The 17,012-nt window shown below is 63.4% G+C and carries 19 protein-coding genes; 8 read left to right on the top strand and 11 right to left on the bottom strand.

Annotated features, from left to right (window positions below):
• Positions 1-180: 180 nt before the first annotated feature.
• Genes IG197_RS04785 through IG197_RS04810 form a run of 6 tightly spaced genes read right to left on the bottom strand, consistent with a single transcriptional unit; the run spans position 181 to position 5,369 of the window.
• The gene (locus IG197_RS04785; protein ID WP_246765305.1) at positions 181-1,110 is read right to left on the bottom strand and encodes a hypothetical protein; all 930 of its coding nucleotides are present in this window, start codon (positions 1,108-1,110) and stop codon (positions 181-183) included.
• Positions 1,037-1,426, bottom strand: coding sequence for a hypothetical protein (locus tag IG197_RS04790; protein WP_192317313.1), 390 nt, complete (start codon positions 1,424-1,426; stop codon positions 1,037-1,039). Before IG197_RS04790 ends, IG197_RS04785 begins: the two co-directional genes overlap by 74 nt.
• Positions 1,423-3,093 (bottom strand): portal protein, encoded by a 1,671-nt coding sequence (locus IG197_RS04795; protein WP_192317315.1) that lies wholly within the window; start codon positions 3,091-3,093, stop codon positions 1,423-1,425. Before IG197_RS04795 ends, IG197_RS04790 begins: the two co-directional genes overlap by 4 nt.
• Positions 3,093-3,305, bottom strand: a complete 213-nt coding sequence (locus IG197_RS04800) for a hypothetical protein (protein ID WP_067963548.1) — start codon at positions 3,303-3,305, stop codon at positions 3,093-3,095. The genes IG197_RS04795 and IG197_RS04800 overlap by 1 nt, the downstream gene beginning before the upstream one ends.
• Positions 3,302-4,876: a terminase large subunit domain-containing protein gene (locus tag IG197_RS04805; RefSeq protein ID WP_192317317.1), complete on the bottom strand. Its 1,575-nt coding sequence runs from the start codon at positions 4,874-4,876 to the stop codon at positions 3,302-3,304. The genes IG197_RS04800 and IG197_RS04805 overlap by 4 nt, the downstream gene beginning before the upstream one ends.
• Positions 4,863-5,369: a DNA-packaging protein gene (locus tag IG197_RS04810; RefSeq protein WP_192317319.1), complete on the bottom strand. Its 507-nt coding sequence runs from the start codon at positions 5,367-5,369 to the stop codon at positions 4,863-4,865. Before IG197_RS04810 ends, IG197_RS04805 begins: the two co-directional genes overlap by 14 nt.
• A gap of 152 nt (positions 5,370-5,521) precedes the next feature.
• On the opposite strand from IG197_RS04810, the gene IG197_RS04815 reads away from it, so the two are divergent.
• From IG197_RS04815 to IG197_RS04825, 3 genes are all read left to right on the top strand, one after another.
• The gene (locus IG197_RS04815; protein WP_192317321.1) at positions 5,522-5,839 is read left to right on the top strand and encodes a hypothetical protein; all 318 of its coding nucleotides are present in this window, start codon (positions 5,522-5,524) and stop codon (positions 5,837-5,839) included.
• Positions 5,840-6,204: 365 nt separating this feature from the next.
• On the top strand, positions 6,205-6,501 hold the full coding sequence (locus IG197_RS04820; RefSeq protein ID WP_192317323.1) for a hypothetical protein: 297 nt from the start codon (positions 6,205-6,207) through the stop codon (positions 6,499-6,501).
• Between the two features lie 151 nt (positions 6,502-6,652).
• On the top strand, positions 6,653-6,973 hold the full coding sequence (locus IG197_RS04825; RefSeq protein WP_192317325.1) for a hypothetical protein: 321 nt from the start codon (positions 6,653-6,655) through the stop codon (positions 6,971-6,973).
• Positions 6,974-7,219: 246 nt separating this feature from the next.
• On the opposite strand, the gene IG197_RS04830 is transcribed toward IG197_RS04825, so the two are convergent.
• The 3 genes from IG197_RS04830 to IG197_RS04840 form a co-directional block, all read right to left on the bottom strand.
• Positions 7,220-7,909: a hypothetical protein gene (locus tag IG197_RS04830; RefSeq protein WP_192317327.1), complete on the bottom strand. Its 690-nt coding sequence runs from the start codon at positions 7,907-7,909 to the stop codon at positions 7,220-7,222.
• Between the two features lie 166 nt (positions 7,910-8,075).
• A complete protein-coding gene (locus tag IG197_RS04835; protein WP_192317329.1) occupies positions 8,076-8,726 on the bottom strand; it encodes a flavin reductase family protein in 651 nt (216 codons plus the stop codon).
• Positions 8,727-8,728: 2 nt separating this feature from the next.
• The gene (locus IG197_RS04840; RefSeq protein WP_192317331.1) at positions 8,729-9,514 is read right to left on the bottom strand and encodes an aspartate/glutamate racemase family protein; all 786 of its coding nucleotides are present in this window, start codon (positions 9,512-9,514) and stop codon (positions 8,729-8,731) included.
• A 384-nt stretch (positions 9,515-9,898) separates the two neighbouring features.
• Between IG197_RS04840 and IG197_RS04845 the strand changes: the two genes are divergently transcribed.
• From IG197_RS04845 to IG197_RS04865, 5 genes are read left to right on the top strand one after another with little or no spacing between them, the layout of a single operon-like run.
• Positions 9,899-11,476, top strand: coding sequence for a nickel ABC transporter substrate-binding protein (locus tag IG197_RS04845; RefSeq protein ID WP_192317333.1), 1,578 nt, complete (start codon positions 9,899-9,901; stop codon positions 11,474-11,476).
• 11 nt (positions 11,477-11,487) lie between these two features.
• On the top strand, positions 11,488-12,423 hold the full coding sequence (locus IG197_RS04850) for an ABC transporter permease (protein WP_067963553.1): 936 nt from the start codon (positions 11,488-11,490) through the stop codon (positions 12,421-12,423).
• Positions 12,414-13,322 carry an ABC transporter permease gene (locus tag IG197_RS04855; RefSeq protein ID WP_067963555.1) on the top strand — a complete coding sequence of 303 codons (909 nt, stop codon included), beginning with the start codon at positions 12,414-12,416 and terminating at the stop codon, positions 13,320-13,322. Before IG197_RS04850 ends, IG197_RS04855 begins: the two co-directional genes overlap by 10 nt.
• Positions 13,315-14,310 carry an ABC transporter ATP-binding protein gene (locus IG197_RS04860; protein ID WP_067963558.1) on the top strand — a complete coding sequence of 332 codons (996 nt, stop codon included), beginning with the start codon at positions 13,315-13,317 and terminating at the stop codon, positions 14,308-14,310. Before IG197_RS04855 ends, IG197_RS04860 begins: the two co-directional genes overlap by 8 nt.
• Positions 14,307-15,344 carry an ABC transporter ATP-binding protein gene (locus IG197_RS04865; protein ID WP_067963562.1) on the top strand — a complete coding sequence of 346 codons (1,038 nt, stop codon included), beginning with the start codon at positions 14,307-14,309 and terminating at the stop codon, positions 15,342-15,344. Before IG197_RS04860 ends, IG197_RS04865 begins: the two co-directional genes overlap by 4 nt.
• 546 nt (positions 15,345-15,890) lie before the next feature.
• Here IG197_RS04865 and IG197_RS04870 read toward each other — a convergent pair.
• A complete protein-coding gene (locus IG197_RS04870; protein ID WP_192317335.1) occupies positions 15,891-16,544 on the bottom strand; it encodes a helix-turn-helix domain-containing protein in 654 nt (217 codons plus the stop codon).
• A 233-nt stretch (positions 16,545-16,777) separates the two neighbouring features.
• Positions 16,778-17,008, bottom strand: coding sequence for a hypothetical protein (locus IG197_RS04875; protein ID WP_192317337.1), 231 nt, complete (start codon positions 17,006-17,008; stop codon positions 16,778-16,780).
• Positions 17,009-17,012 lie beyond the last annotated feature (4 nt).

The raw sequence follows: 17,012 nt of genomic DNA on the forward strand, positions 1-17,012 counted from the left end.
ATGATTGGAGGGTCTTTCAGCCGTGATCGGGGTGCAGCAGGCAGGGCTTTCGCGGGATGCCGTGCCGGGGGCACGGGGCCGCTACTCACCCCGTCGCGGGGCGTCACATCAGCTTTTCTTGTTAGAGCGTTTTGCGGGGCCGGAAACCGGGGTGCCGCGATAAGTCTTGATCCGCCCGGATCACTTCCGGGCGTTTATCTTGTCGAGCTGGGCATAGATCCTGGTCAGCTTGCCCTGGACGGCGTCGCTCTTGTATTTTTCCGGGTCGGAGACGCGCAGCGCCAGAAGCTCCTGCTGCTGGGCCTCAAGCGTCTTGCCGGTCGCCTCGATGTCGCCTGTGAGGATCGCCGTCGAACCGTAATAGTCGGCGCCGATGGTCGCCATCATCTTGACGAAGCCGAGATTGTCCTGCAGGCGCGAGCCGTCCATCAGGCGCAGGCCCATCATCTGGCCGAAACCGTCGTCGCCGAGATGCGCCCGCATCAGCTCCTGGGCGGCGCCGATCTGGCCGTCATAGTCGCCGCCCCATTCGCTGCGCAGGGTCTTCTGCGTGTCGCCGGCGACCTTGGCCAGCTGGGCATTCAGCTCCTGGGCCTGGGTGGCGGCGAAATCCTGGTACCAGTCGAGGGCTGCGGCTGCCACCTTCGGCGGCACGTGGCGCTCGTGCATCGCCGCCTTGAAGTCGGAGAGGATCGCCCTGTCGGCGTCGGTGACCTCGAAACCCTCGCGGAACGCGCCGGGATATTGGGCGGCGTCATCAGGGATGCCGTTGGCCAGGCGATAGGCCTTGACGTCTTCCGGCGTCGATTTGTCGGTCAGCTCGACCTGCCGGCCGCCGTTCTTGGCATTCCTGTAGCCCTCGCGGAACGCCTTCGAAATCTCGTCCGTCGACCTGTAGCGCTCGAGCTGCTTCATCATCGCGGCATCGCCGCCGGCCAGCTGTTCGCGGAACGACTGAAGTGCCGCGTCGGCGCCAGGTAGCGGCGAATTTGGCGCCGGCGACGTCGAACCCGGCGAATGCGAAACCGGCGCCGGGCTATTGTCTGGCGCGGTCGGTATTGCGGTCGTCGGCTGGTTTGCCTGTGCGTCTGTCATGAGCTGGTCGGTCATTGCTCTCACCTGTCAAAATGGAAAGGGAATGGGAAATCAGCTTCCGGATCTGGAAGCCGACATGCTGCTTGCCGGCGGCAAAAGAACTGTCGCGCTCGCCGCCATGCTCCGACGGCATCCAGGAGGGTTGATGCAGGCCGCAAATATGCAGCACCGCGCCCAGCGCCCGCTTCTGCTGCTCCTCATTGGCAATGCCGGCGGCGAGCGCCTGGAGCGCTGCGCAATCGGCCTTGCGGATTTCGAGATCGGTGCGCGGCGTCTCGTTGTCCGTGCGCACCGTGACCGGGTGCCAGGGGCGGTAAGGTTTGTCTCTCATTGTCCGAGTGCCGCCCGGATCGACTGCGCGGCATCACCGACCTGGGTGGCGACAGCGGCGCCATTGCCGACCTGCTGCATCTGCTGCTGCTCGGCCATGGCCTGCTGGCTCTGCTTGAGATTGGCCGCCGCCTGCTCGGCATCGAGCAGCCAGTCGGCGCGGCTGTTCGGGATCGCGGCAAAGGCGTCGCGAAACATGGTGCGGGCATCGACCTCGCCGGCCAGCGACGGATCGAGCGACACGCCGGCCTGCAGGATGGCGGCACTCTCCTGAAAGGCGTTGAGCACCTGGCGGTCGCGCGCTTCCTTCAGCGCATTGTTGAACTCGTACTGGATGTTCTGGCCGAGCAGGATGTCGGGCATGTCGACAGGCACGCCGCTGCGGTCCACCGGGCCATAACCGCCGGCCCGCATCACCTTTTCGGTGGTCAGGTCGAGCACCGCACCTGTCCATTCATGCTCGATCGGGCCGAACAGCGGCATGGCGTTGCGGATCCATTCCTGGACGCGCTGCGCTGCCTCGTAAGCCGTCATCGTCTTGTCGGCCTGGGCGATCGGCTGCAGCTTGCTGAGGAAGAAGGCATCGCCGAGCTGGTTGCGCTGGTCGTTGATCAGGTCGATGCCGAGGCCGACATTCTTGCCGAGGTCGAGCACGCGCAGTGCCGCCCCCAGGCGTTCGTCATACTGGCTGTCGATGAAGGTGATGCCGTTGGCGCCAAGATCGACCGGCGACAAAAGCGCATCCTGGGTGGCGACCAGCGGCGGGTCGACCTGCTTTTCGCCGGCCTCGATGATGGTCATCTTCATGCGCTGCAGCATGCGGCTTTCGGTCAGGCCGATAGAGGCCGCCGTCGACACGGCGTAAAACTTGCCCGACAACAGCCACCAGCGCGGCACGACATAATCGAAGGTGAAAGCAGGCAGTTCCTGCAGGATGGTGCCGTCTTCGGTGACATAGACATCCGCCCACTTCGCCCCTTTGGGGAATTTGCGCTGCGGCTCGTAGAGCTCCAGCGGGATGAAGATGTGGCGGACCTTGAAGGTCGACCTGGTGTCCTTGTCACGCAGCGCGTTCTTCACCTGATGCGGCAGCCTCGCCTCACCGAACAGATGGGCCATGGCGGCAGCGGTCATGTCGCATTTGCGGTGGACATGGTTGACCTGGCCGTCGGGCCCCTCCTGCCCCGCCATGTTTTTGGGATGGTGGCAGCGGTAGATGAGGTTGTCGCGGTTCCTGTTGTAGCTGACCTGCAGCCAGCCCATGCCGAAGGCGGCGAAGTCATGCTCGACCTGCTGGGCGGCGCGGCGAAAGCCGCTGTCGCGCGAATTCAGGATGGCGCTGTTCACGTCTGTCATGAATTCGAGGAAGGACGCAGCATCGCGGTCACGGCCGATGCGCTTGTTGGAGGCCGCCGCCTTGAACCATTGGCGCCCATCGGGCCGCACCATCGAGCCGATCTGGTCGCCAAGCTCGCGCCGCATCAGCACGGGCGTGGCATCGGTCAGATGCGCGGCGAACTCCTGGCCGAGCACGATTTCCGTCGTGAAGTCGGCGCGCTCGGGGAACAGGAATTCGGCGATTTCCTGATACAGGCTGTCGAGCGCGCCCTTGGCGGAAAAGAGGCGCGCATCGATCGCCATCAGGTCGCGGCCTGCCTGGTCGCTCATCAGCTCGCTCCGAGCGTTCCGCGCGAGAACTCACGCCCGATCGTACCCGGAACCTGGGCCAGGCGGTCGGTGGCGGCGCTGCTTTTGGCCGCCGGGGCCAGCGAGCGCGTCCGGCTGCGCTGGCGCTTGGCCAAGGGATCTTCCGGGTCGGGCATCGTTGCCGGCGGCTCCGGCTCGGGCATCGGCTGTTTCTTTCCGAAAAGTCCACTCATCGGCGTTTTCCTCGCAGTTTGGCCTTCAAGGCACTGTTTGACGTCACGGATTGCAGCCGCATCCTCGATTGTTCGCGCCGCTCCTGCGCTGCCTTCGGGCGCTTCAGCCCACTGATGGCGGATGCCGACAGCATGATCGTGGTGTCGCCCTTGTCGGGGGAGCGGCCGAGCTGTTCGCGCATGACATCCTTGGGCAGGACGAGGATGTCCTCGCCGCCGCCGCCGGCGCGGATCTCGTAGCGGTAGGCGGCGAGATCGGCTTCCAGCTCGGCATCGGGCGGCAAGGCGATGCGCGCGCCATAAGCCGGGTCGAGCTGTTCGCGGAACTGCCAGACGGCCTGCGCCCTCAGGTTGGCAAAACCGTACATGCCGTCGCGTGTCGAAGCGGTCGAGCCGCTGCCGCCCTTGAAGCCGAAACAGTCGACATCGGCATGGGCAAGCTGGGTCAGCGTGTCGCCGCCATAACCGCCGCCGGCATCGACCACCACACGACAACGGTCGCGCATCTGCCTGACGATCAGCCCCGCTGCCGTCGGCCCGTCGGGCGTTTCGCTGCCCTTGTAGCTGGCAAACGGCGAATACCACCACTCGCGCCGGCTCTGGATCTGCGTCTTGTCGGATCCGCCCTGGGCGATGTCGGCGGCCACTGCCGTCATCGGCAGGTCGGGCGGGGTGGCGAGCCAGCGGGCCTGCGCCTGCCTGATCCAGCCGGTCGGGATCACCTGCCAGGGATCGTCCTTGCCGCCTGCCTCGAACGAGCCGTAGCGCAACCGCTCGCGGATCTCGTCGGGCAGGCTTTCGAGCTGGGCGGCATAGCCCGTCGCCATCAGCTCCGGATTGTCTTCCAGCATCGAGCGAATGAAGGTTCTCGACCTCGGACGTTCGCCCTTCGGTCCCTCATAATCCGCATCGACCTCGCGGTCCTCGCCGCCGACGGTGGTGAACCATCGGAGTTCGCCAGATGCCGCAGGCTTGGGATGGCTTTTGTCGAGCCATGGCGCCCAGTACCTGACCACCCACATGCCCTCAGCCGAGGTCGGCGGATTGCCTGTTGCAACGACCCGGCAGCGCCGGCCCCTGGCATCGCGCAACCAGCCGATGATGTAGCGGTACTGGCTCTCGGTGAACTGGGTGATCTCGTCGAAGGCCTTCAGCCTATGCGCGCGGCCCTGGTATTTTTCCTTGTCGGCCTCATGCGGTACGCCGCCGAGCTCGATCTTGCCGCCATTGGCCAGGCGCCAGACATGCGACTGGCTGTTGTAGCCGTCGCGGCCGCCGAGCATGCGGGTAAGCTCGTCCTCGATGCCCTTGAGCTGGGTCGCCTGCCTGCGCAGGATCAGCGCCGGCTGGTAGTCCTCGAGCGCCAGGCCGCAGATCAGCGTCGTCTTGCCGCCGCCGGCCGCCCCGCCATAGAAGGTCTCGTCCGCCTCGGACAGCCACGCCTCGGTCTGCGGCCCGGGATTGGGGATCATGTAGCGGCCGACTGACGCCTTCACCGCCTCGTCGATCACTTGCTGCCTGGCCTGCTGCGGCAGCGCGTCGAGGGCCGCCAGCACTTCACTGAGCTGCACTGTTCAGTCCCTGCGCCAGGAGGAAGGCGACGCGGCGGGCAATGTCGTTCTTGGAAAGCTCGTCCACCGCAGACGTCAGCGGCGCCCCGGCCTTGCCGGTCACCTCGGCCTTGTCGGCAAGGCCTAGCTCGCGGGCGATGATGGTCGGGTTCAACAGATCGGCCGCCGCAGCCTCGAATTTCTGCGTCCGGATGACCGCCTCGGCCCGCGCGGTGACCTCGCCGAAGCCGTCACGCTCGCCAAAGCCGTCCCATGTCCCGCGGCCGATGCCGAGAAAGATGCACAGGCCCGAAATGGTCATCGCCCGCATCCGTTCGATCTGCTCGACCTTGACCTCGCCCTGATAGGCAAAGGGCCTGGCTTCAAAGAGCGGGTTGGCCTCGACCCAGTCGAAATATTCGCTGCAGGCCGCCCACAGCGCGTCGGGCGTGGCAAAGACCGCGCCAAAAGAGCTGCGCGCCTTCCAGAACGGGTTTCCCAGGGGTGCGGACATGAATTTTCCTCGTGCCGGTCTGAGCGGTCGCTGCTGGGATGAAAAAGCTGGTGCCCGGGTCGGTTGTACCTATTGCCGCCGCAGGGCATGTTTGCTTTCCTGACAGCCGCCGGGAGCGGTGGAAGGATGCGGCATCGAGGGGATGACTGAGAATGGACCTTGGCCTCGCACTCAACCTGCTGTTGTCAGTGCCAGTTCTGGTCGCGACCCTCATCTGGATCGGCTCATTCTTCGTCGCAATCGTGTCCGTTGCGAAAATCATCCTTGTTTCCGGAATGCTCCGCACGCCCGAAATGGAGAAGAACCTCGGTTGGGCCGAAAGCCGCGCCCGGCAGAATGCTCGCCTCGGTCAAATATTCACCGCACCGGAGTTCGCCAGGGACCGGAAGCGTATTGCCTGGTCGTTCGCCATTTCCTTCGGCGGAATTGCGGTCGGGTTGCTTTTTCCCCTTTTTCAAAGGGCGAATTGAGCCTGACCTGCACAGACCAGAAACGCGAAAAGGGCCGCCGAAGCAGCCCCTAATCGACGCACTACGCCATCGTGGTTCCTGTATGGCGTATCAGGTTACCCCGACGCAATCCCGTTTTGATCTGCGGTAAAATCAGCTGCCCCTCGCCGCCTGGTGCCAGGTCGCGGCGCAGGAGGGCAAGACGGCACAGCTCGGGCGCCCATTGCCGCGGCGGGCCGGCTTTGCTTTGCTGCGCGGGGTCTTTTCAAGGGGGCTGATGTGGCTGAGGCAAAGGGGCCGCTTGGCAAGGGGGCCGCGATCCTGATGGCCATCTGGGTGCTGCTCGGCGTCCTGCCCGTTCTAGCCCAGATGCCATGATTGAACGAATGCGCGCTTCGCGCGTTGCGGAAGGCAACGATCAAGCCATCGAGCCCAGCCATAGAGCAAAGGGGCAGCCCGTGACCGCAGTTGTTCCACGTTTCAGATGCATCCAGGAGCCGAACGGATCATGGCAGGTCTGGGACGATGCCGAAGATCAGCCCGCTGCTCTTGGCAATACCGTCCTTGTCGAGCGTTCGTTTGAAAGCGCCACATCTGCGTGCTCGATCCTGAACCGGATCTATGACGGCGACTTTCAGCTCAAGGTCAGGTCTACCCGTGGCGGCCCATCGCGCAGCCTGTGACCAGCCGGTGAATACGTCCAGCTCATGAGCTGATGCGGCGTTCTTGGGGCCGAAGCGCCTGGGCAGGCCGCGCCCGGCCTGCCCCCTGCCCCGCTGAAACGGAACCTTACGCCACACCGCATGTTGTCTCAGGGACAGCAGGAGACCAATCATGCCTCACGAAAAAGCAATAGCGGCCCGCAAGCCGGCACCAAACTATCGCGACCCCAATGACAGTCCACAGCCCGATGACAGTCAAAAAGATGACGGCGTCAGCCAGGAAGCCGCCGAAAACAGGAAACCCGCCGACACATACGGCAACACCGAGCCTGTCGACGAGACCAACGAAAAGACCCGTCACGCCGACGGCCAGAACCCGCCGGGCACTAAGCGGCCCGATCAGGAAAACCCCGATCGGCCCGGCATCGAAAAGCCAGGTGGCAGCGAGCAGGCCGGATACCGCATGAAGCGCGCCCGCTTCTGGCAGTCGTGACGACGCCTGAAGGTTGAGCGGCGCAACCAGACAAGCAAAAGGGCCGCAGCCCCCAGTCGAACGGCACATTGTCGACACAACGCGCCATCGTGACCACAACTTGCCGGACGAGGTTACCCCGGCAAACCCGTTCGTTCCCGGTCGATTGCCTGCGAGCGGCCTGTGAATTGACCGCCGGAGAATGCCGCGCGATGCGCGCCGGGCCCTGTTTCGGCGCGCCATTAGCTCGGCGCCAGGCAGCCTTGCTCAGTCGCGCGGCTTCGGCATGAAGCTGAATTGAACCTTGTCGTCCAGGCCTATGGCGACGTGGAGATTGGCCGTGTCCGACACGTCACCAAAAATCATCTGCCTGTGCCAGGTGGTTCGGCGCGGGCCGGAACCGGCTGCTTCGATGTGGCTGTATCCGGCCGGCTGGTCGAAATCAGGCGGCCCGAAGGCCTGTATGACATCGTCCAGCGCCTTCAGACCCTGCGTCACCTGCCTCAGCCTTTCCATCTCTTCCAGGCTCACATGCATGAACAGCTCCGGCCGGCGCGAGGCAGGCGCCCGGCCGCCGCAGGAGATGCAGTGATAGATCATGACCTTTTCCTGGCCGGCGCCGACGATGTGATACTCGTTGAGCTCGGCATCGAAGACGATGGGGACCGACGGCTCCCGCGAAAGCGCCTCGAGCGAACCGCACGCACATTCGGCGACATCAGGGGCAAAGACCAACTGAACCTCCGTGGGATCGAACATATGGCAGGACGCCCGGATGCCTCCCTCTAGCACAACCGGTGCTTGCGGCGGAAGTTCGTGGATTGACGGCCCCCGAGCAGAGACGGGGTCTTCGCAACCATCATGACGGTCATGAAGGCGCTCGGTCTGCTGTTGAGCCAGACGCAGAGTCCGGTCGCTTCCTGAGCACATGCCGTCTTGAATGAAGACCACCGCCATCGCCGGCAGCTTCGCGCACCATGGCAATCATTGAAGTCAGATCTGCCCGTGCCTGAGTGCGGACACTACCGGCAACCGCCTTGGAGATCGCGGTTCCGCCAATTTCGGACATCGTTTTATACCAGCATTGGGCCTTGGTTCTGTGACCCTCAGGTGTCTATTTTGCCTACCTCATTGTAGCTGCGAAATAGCCGGCGGCCCCCTCATGATGGAGAAGCTCGGTCGGACGCTTCAATACGAACTGGTTTTCGGCGACGATGTAGTTGTCGGCATGCAGGCGCGCGATTGGCTGGTAGACCTGCGGCCGGACATAGCGGCCGCGCTCGTCCATGCATTCGTCGCGGACATACATCTGCACGACCTCGCCGATGACGATGGTGCGACGGCCATAGTCGAGGATCTGCAACACCTTACATTCCATGGCGCAAGGCGATTCCTGGATGCGGGGTGCTGCGACCTTGACCGACGGCGTGCTGGTCAGACCGGCGAACTCGATCTCGTCGACGTCGCTAGGGAAGTTGATGCCGGTGACGATCATCTCGTTGGCGATCGCCATGTCGACCATGTGAACGACGAACTCGCCCGAGCGCCTGATGTTGGCGACAGTGTCCTTGGCGGTGCCGTCGGGACGGGTCTGCATGCCGAGGATGAGCAGCGGAGGCTCGTGCGAGAAGACGTTGAAGAAGCTCATCGGCGCGGCATTGTTGCAGCCGTGCTCGTCGACGGTGGTGACCAGCGCGACGGGGCGCGGACCGACGAAGTTGGAGAGCAGACGGTAGCGGTCGTTCTCGGGCAGTTCTGCGAAATCGAAATCCATGATCAGCTCCGCTGGATCGCTAAATAGGCGGTGCGCTCACGCTCATTGGCTGGAAACAGTTTTGCTGGCGCATAGCCAGAGAGCTTGCCTAGGTAGGGTTTTGGCAGCGGATATGCCAAATCGCCAACCTTGGACGTGCGCAGCCGCATCCCCACAATTGCTTCGGCAAACTTGATTGCAGCAGCCACGCCGTCGATCACCGGAATGCCGAGCCGTTCTTCCAGGTATTTCGCCAGGTCCGCCATGCCGGCGCAGCCGAGAACGATTGCTTCCGAGCGATCATCACGCAGCGCTTCCTCGCACTCGCCCAGGATGATTGCGCGAGCGCTGGACCCGGGCTTTTCAAGCTCCAGCACGGGGACATCGGTGGCCCGGACGCGCCGACAATAGCCCTGCATGCCGTAGTTGCGCACCAGCTGTTCGGAGATGACGCGGGTGCGTTCGAGTGTCGTGACGATGGAGAAGCTGGTGGCGACAAATGCTGCCGCATGCATAGCCGCTTCCGCAATGCCAATGACCGGAGCTGCGGTGATCTCCCTGGCTGCGAGCAGCCCCGGATCGCCGAAGCAGCCGATCACATACGCGTCGGCGGCATCCCCTTCGAGTATCTCATCGATGGTGCCCAGGACGCTTAAGGCTTCGTCATAGTGCCCTTCGATCGATGCTGCGCCGGACCGAGATGTCGCGAGAACAACTTCGGTGCCTGGTGCTGCGACTGCACGCGCAGCTTCGCCCATAAGCTCGGTCATCGAAGCTGTGGTATTGGGATTTATCAGCTTAATTCGCATTCGCTCCTCCAATATTGTATACAATTTTTTGACATCAATGGATTCTCAACGGAGCGCGATAGTTCGTCTCCGAAATGCTTGCATGGCTGACGGCCAATTCTGTCCGCGGGGTTGCCGGCGAGCCAAAGCTTGCCTTTTCGGCAAAGCTTCACTGTTGCCTGGAGGGTTCCAGGCCTCTCGGAGCACCATCTACCGCGTCTCAGTGACCAGCTCAGCTCTCCTCCGTCGATCATGCCGTTCGCGAAACTTCCTTTCGAAAAATACGATGTTGACGAAAGATTGTATACATGTCTAGAATGATATGTCTATACAAGTGAGCGCTAAATTTCCGTAGCGGAAGTTTCAAGGCGCCAGGGAACGACCATCAAAGAGAGGAGCTACCCAATGTCATTGAATAGACGTTCATTTTTGCAGGTATCGACTGCGGCCGTAGGGCTGGTCATGGCCGAGGCCGCATTCGCCAGGATCGCGTATGCCGAGGGAGCCGCCGGCACGCTCCGTGTCGCCATTGCCAAGCCCGCCGGCAATCTCGATCCGCAGAGCCACTACGCCATCTGGGCGATCCAGGACCTGATGTTCGAGCCCTTGGTGAAGTACGGCAAGGGCGGCCAGATCGAGCCGTGCCTTGCGACCGACTGGAAGATCGAAGATGGCGGCAAGACGCTTCATCTCACGCTTCGGCAGGGCGTAACCTTCCAGGACGGTACGGTGTTCGACGCCGCATCGTGCAAGTGGAACCTCGATCGCTGGCTGGGCAAGGAACAGTTCAGCTGGATGAACTGCTCCAAGTATTTCGAGTCCCTCGAAGTGGTCGACGACTATCACGTCACCCTCCATTTCAAGGAGCCGGTCCTCGCGCTCATGCAGGAGCTCTCCTACACGCGTCCCGTTCGCTTCCTGAGCCCGAAGTCCGTCGGCGCCGACGGCAAGTTCGGCGAGCCGGTTGGCACCGGACCATGGCGCCAGGTCAGTGCCGACGACACCCAGAGCGTCTTCGAGCACCACGAAGGCTATTGGGGCGAAATGCCGTCCTACGAGCGGCTCGAAGCCAAGGTCATCCCGGATCCACGGTCACGGGTCGCGGCACTGCGCGCCGGCGAGATCGACCTGATCGGCGGTTTCTGGATCGCGCCATTGACGCCGGAGGAAGGCAAGCAGCTCGACGCAGCAGGCTTCAACGTCGTCATCGACCCGGGCAACGTCTCGCTGGTGATGGCCTTCAATCCCGATCGTGCCGAGGCGCTGAAGGACCAGCAGGTCCGCAAGGCGATCAGCATCGGCATCGACCGCGCGGCTATTTCCCAAGCTCTCTACCATGGCTATGCGAAGCCGGCCGGCAACCTGTTTTCGTCGGCCCTGCCCTATGCCGGCAAGCAGCACGACGCTCCCGTCCGCGACGTGGCTGCCGCCTCGGCCCTGCTTGACAAGGCCGGCTGGACGGGCAGTCCCGTCCGCTCCAAGGATGGCAAGCCGCTGACGCTCGAAATGGTCGTCAGCCCCGATGCCATTCCCGGCTCTCGCCTGATCGCCGAGGTGATCCAGTCGGAGATGAAGGAGATCGGCGTCGACCTCGTCGTCCGATCGGTCGACCATGCGTCAAAGCACACCGACATGCTGGAGAAGAAGTATGATCTCGGCTTCTTCCTGACCTATGGCGCTCCCTATGATCCGTTCGGATCGGTGGTGGCGCTCTGCCTGTCGACCTTCAAGAACGACGTCGAAGGCAAGCTGGTCACCGACGCCGTCAATCTGGACCCGCTGATCAATGCAGCGACGGCGGCGACCGGGGACCAGATCGAGCCGACGATCCAGAAGGTCTACGACTGGCTCTATGACAACGACGCGATCGCGCCGCTGGTCTACGTTCCCAGCATCTGGGCGCACTCCAAGCGTGTCCAGGGCTTCACCAGCCCGGTCACCGAATACGACATGCCGTACGAAAAAATCGTGCTGGCCGACTAAGGGAGGGTGCCTTGATCCACTTCATCAGCAAGCGGCTGAAGCATTCCCTGGTCCTGTTGTTTCTGGCTTCCGTGGTCTGCTTCACGCTCGTCGTCTCAGCCCCGGGCAACGTTGCCGTCCTGATTGCCGAACTGCGCGGCGCGGTTGCCGTCCCGGGATACGTCGCTCAGGTCGCCGAAGAGATAGGACTGAACAAGCCACTGCTGATGCGCTACGTGGATTGGCTGGGTGATGCGGTCCGCGGAGATTTCGGCATCTCCTACAGGACGGGCCAGGCGGTCAGTGCGGACCTGCCACAGCGCATGATGGTCACCGGGACACTTATCGCGGGCAGCGCTGTGATTGCGACCCTGCTCAGCCTGCTTCTCGGCTTCCTGGGTGCCTTCTGGCCCTACAAACTGCCAGACCGCGTTTCGCGCGGTCTGGCCCTCATCGGGGCGTCGACACCGACCTTCTTCGTCGGGGCGTTGATGATCTACGGCTTCTCCGTCACCTTCCAATTGTTTCCGTCCTTCGGTTTCAACGGTCCCGCGAGCTGGGTGCTGCCCTGGCTCACGGTTGCGGTCCTGCCGGCGGCAGTGCTCAGCCGTGTCGTGCGTGTCGGACTGGAGGAAGCCATGACCAGCCCCTACGTGCTGACGGCCAAGAGCAAGGGACTGGGGCGCACCGCCATCCTGTTTCGCGAAGCGCTGCCAAACATCACGCCTGTCTTCATCAATGCACTTGGCACCCAGGTGGGGTTGATGACGGCCACCGGGATCATCGTCGAGCCGCTCTTTGCCTGGCAGGGTGTTGGTGACTACTTCCTCGCAGGCGTGCGCTTCCGCGACTTCATGGTCGTGCAGGCATGCCTGCTGATCTTCCTCTCCTTCTTCATCGTGGTGAACCTGATCGTCGATCTTGCGGTCCTGATGACCGATCCCCGCATCCGGCGCCAATGGAGCTGATCATGAACAAACTCAATCCACTTTTCGCCCGGCTGAACAAGTTCCCCCGCGCGGCCCTGGTCGTCATCGGCCTGTTCGTTGCGCTGGGGACCTTTGCCCCCTGGCTCGCCCCTCAGGATCCCAGCGCGCAGAATCTGCTGGAGGGAAGTGCCGGGCCAAGTGCCGCTCACTGGCTCGGCACTGACCATCTCGGCCGAGACACCCTCAGTCGGCTGATCATCGCTGCGAACACTTCGCTGGTCAGCGTTGGTTCGGTCCTCATCATCGCAATGACGATCGGCATCCTTATGGGCACGATCGCCGGCTATCACCGTGGCTGGGTCGATGACCTGCTGATGCGTGTCGTTGACGTGGGCCTGTCGGTCCCCAGCCTGATCGTTGCGCTGGCGGTCATTGGTATTGTCGGCCCCGGCTACTGGACCATGGTGCTTGCACTTGCGCTGGCATGGTGGCCGATGAGCGGTCGCATCAGCCGGGCGGTTGCGGTAAGCATCATGAGCAAGCCACATATCGAGGCCCTGCGTGTGCTTGGCGCCAGCCCCTGGCGAATCTACTTCGGCCACCTGCTGCCCGGCACCATCGGCGCGGTCATGGTCTATGCCACAGCAGATGCCGGCACGGCCGCTTTGGCCGTCGCGACGCTCAGCTTCCTTGGTCTGGGCATCCAGCCGCCGACGCCGGAATGGGGGCAGATGCTTGTCGATGCATTGCCTTATCTCGAATCCGATCCGCGCCAGGTGATCCTGCCTGGCCTGGCTCTGACCGCTGCGGTCATCGGCTTCAACACGCTCGGAGAGTCCATCGCGCTCAATCGCATCCCGAAGCCGCTGACGCGGCGCATGCTCGCCGCGCGGCGGATCGAAGTCGCCGGCTGGGGCAAGGAGAATTCCGATGCATGACGAACCGCTTCTGAGCGTCAGCAATCTGACTGTTGATCTGTTGACCGCAAAATCCGCCGTGCGTCCCGTCGACGGGGTAAGCTACACGGTCCGCCAGGGCGAGTGCCTTGCCATCGTCGGCGAAAGCGGCAGCGGCAAGACGGTGATGAATTTCGCTCCGCTCGGTCTCATGCCCACCGGCGTGACAACGAGCCTGTCCGGTTCGGTACGCTTTGGCGGGCGTGAACTGATCGGATTGCCGGAACCCGATATCCGCAAGTTACGCGGCAAATCCATCGGCTTCATCTTCCAGGACCCGATGAGCGCCCTCAATCCGGTGCGGCGCATCGGTCGCCAGATTGCCGAGATGGCGGAGCTTCACCTCAATATGACACCGCGCGCGGCGGAGGCGCGCGCGCTGGAACTCGTCAAGCTCGTCGGCATCTCCGATCCGGCTGCCCGGCTCCGCCAGTATCCTCATGAGTTGTCGGGCGGTCTCAGGCAACGCATCGTCATTGCCACGGCGCTGGCGGGCGAACCCAAGCTGCTGATCGCCGACGAGCCGACGACCGCGCTCGACGTGACGGTTCAGGCCCAGATTCTGCGCCTGCTCAAGGACCTGCAGCGTCGGCTCAACATGGCCATGGTGCTGATCACTCACGACATGGGTGTGGTCGCAGGTGCCGCCGACAATATCGTTGTCATGTATGCGGCACGGGCAGCGGAACGCGGTCCGGTGGACAAGGTTCTGGTCACGCCACGCCATCCATACACACGGGGCCTGATCAACGCGATTCCGAAACGGGAAGACCCGATTGGTTCGCTTTTCCGTGGACTTCCTGGCATTCCGCCGACGCTCGGCGCTCCGCTCAAGGGTTGTGCATTTGCGCCGCGCTGCGACTTTGCAGTTCCCGCATGCACGGCCAGCCGGCCTCCCTTGGTGCCTTCGGCGGACGGTTCGGTCTTTGTCGCTTGTCCCGTCGTCAATGAAGGAAGGGCAGCAGCATGACACACGGACCTGTTCTCAAAGTCGAAAACCTGCAGACCAGATTCAAGAGCGTCCAGCGCGGCAAGTTTGTGCACGCGGTCGACGATGTTTCCATCGAACTCTATCCGGGTGAAATCGTTGGCCTGGTCGGCGAGTCCGGCTGCGGCAAGTCGACGCTCGGGCGCACCATCGTCGGGCTCGAGAAGGCAACCGCCGGACGTGTGCTGCTCGATGGCGTCGACCTCAGCACGCTTTCGGGCCCAGCTCTCCGCGACAGCCGCAGGGCGCTGCAATACGTATTCCAGGATCCGTATTCGTCCCTCAATGACCGCCAGACGGTCGGGGAAGCCATCGACGAAGCCCTGCAGATCGACGGGCTCAAATCCAGGGCCGATCGCGACCGCCGCACCAAGGAGCTTCTCGACCAGGTCGGCCTCGCGGATGCGGTCAAGGATCGCCACACGCGCGAGCTCTCCGGTGGCCAACGCCAGCGCGTTGCCATTGCTCGTTCCCTTGCCGTCAATCCACGGGTGTTGATCTGCGACGAGCCGGTCAGCGCGCTGGATCTGTCCATCCGCGCCCAGGTGATGAACCTGTTCCTGCGATTGCAGAAGGATTTGGGCGTCGCCTGCCTATTCATTGCCCACGACCTCGAACTCGTCAGGCAGGCGGCCACGCGCGTCTATGTCATGTATCTCGGCAAGATCGTCGAGCATGGCCCGTCGCAGGAGCTCTACGACCATCCGAGCCATCCCTACTCGCAGATGCTGCTGGCCTCGGTGCCCGAAGCCGATCCCATTGCCGAGAGACAGCGCAAGGTCCCGTTGATGGTGGGGGAGGTGCCGAGCCCGACCAATCCGCCGTCCGGCTGCAGGTTCCGAACCCGCTGCCCCATGGCGGTCGAGGACTGCAAGCAGCAGGTGCCACCCGCGTTGAAGCTGTCCCCAGGACACGATGCGGCCTGTGTGTTTGCCAAGGATCTCCACCGCGGCAAGCGATCAGCTCTGCTGGAGGCGGAGGCTGCAGCAACACGCATTGATGCCTTGGCCTCCTGACCCGGTCGTAAAGAAACGCCTGGTTTTCCGCGGCGCGCTACCACTCCCGGCGCGCCGCGTTATCCCAACTCCAGGCGTCAGCCGGCAGTGCGTTCGAGGTTCCCCATCTCGGTAAACGCACTGCCGGTTCCCGGGACGAACATCCCCGAGTTGACGTTCACCGATCTCATTCGCGACCTAAAGGGCCGCGACATCGTCCGCAACGTGCTCTCGGCTTGAATTGGCAGATCAGGACTGATGCGAATGCCGGCTTCATTCTGGGCGACGCAGCCGTTCTGCACGAGAAGTCGGCTGGGATCGGGCCTGCGAACACCGCTATCCAAGACGATGGCTCTCTACCTCGCGCCGTCCAAAACGCCACGGCAAGGGACTGACAGCACGGTCGCCAAGTCGTTCGAGGTCGACAACCTGAATCATGAAAGAAACGGCTCCACTCCAGTCCTTGATTACCTGTAGCCCCTAACGCGAGCTCTGGCGCACTGGCGCTCCCCGATCAGCCTTGCGCCCCAAGATCGCCCCCAGCCCCTGCCCCACCCCGCCACGCCCCTACCCCCGCCCCGCTCCCATCCCGAGCAACTGCCGCCGCATGCTCGTAAACGCGTTGTCGTCGGCGTGGTTGGTGTTGTCGGCGTCGGGGTGGTGATGGGTGGCGCGCAGGTCGGTCGGGGACAGGCCGAAGGCCTGGCGGAAGGCGCGGCTGAAGACCGAGGCGCTGCCGAAGCCGCATCTTGCGGCGATGATGCCGACATAGAGATGCGCCTGGGCCGGGTCGGTCAGCGCGTGGTAGGCGCGCGTCAGGCGCCGTTGCTGGATATATGCGCCGACGCCGCCGATCGGCTCGAACAGCCGGTAGAGCTTGGCCCGCGACATGCCGAGCCGCTGGCACAAAAATTCCGGCCCGAGATCGGGCTCGGGCACATTCGCCTCGATGAGCCGGCGCGCGGCCTGCAGCGAGGTGCCGGCGGATGCCTGCTCGATCATCCCGCGGCCCTGGGCCGAGGCGCCGGCGAAGGCCGCCACAAGGGCTGCCGTGCCGTGGGCGGCGGCACCGGCGTCCTTCGCAGCCAGCCCGGGGGCCTGGTCGTAATGCGCGCCCAGATGGCGGGCCAGCATCGCGTTGAGCGCGGTCGAGCGCTGCAGGATGCGCCCGTGCAAAGCGTCGAGATCGACGACCAGCGGGGTCAGCAGAGCGCGCGGCAAAACCAGCGAGAGGCTGCGGTAGCGCGGCGCGCGCAGGCTGCTCTGCCGTCATGTCGAGAACAACTGCCGAAAGCGCGGCAAGACAACTCGACGAACTCATGGTCATCTTTTTTCGCCCCGAAGCTCCAGGTTCCTCCTTTCGACACTTCCGGCTGGCTATCGGGTCTAACCGGGTTGGGACGGACGATACTGTCCGTTCCTTTCATTTGCCGGCATGCGCCACTTCCATTTTCTCAACCCTTTCCAACATCCGTTTTCGGGGTCGATTTTCCGGCTGACAACTGCCGTGCTGCCAGAAACATCACCGTGTACGCTGCCTTCCGCCGGTCCCAGCCCGCGGACTCTGCCGTGTCGAGCACCTCGGTCAGCACCGGCTCCAGCACGACTCTAAGATCGGCCTCATAATCGAGTTCGGTAGCGGCACGTTGCGGCGGCGCAATCTTGTTGATGTTGGTCGTATCCATGCCA

Origin of the sequence: Aminobacter sp. SR38 (assembly GCF_014843375.1) — a bacterium.
Classification (GTDB): domain Bacteria; phylum Pseudomonadota; class Alphaproteobacteria; order Rhizobiales; family Rhizobiaceae; genus Aminobacter; species Aminobacter ciceronei.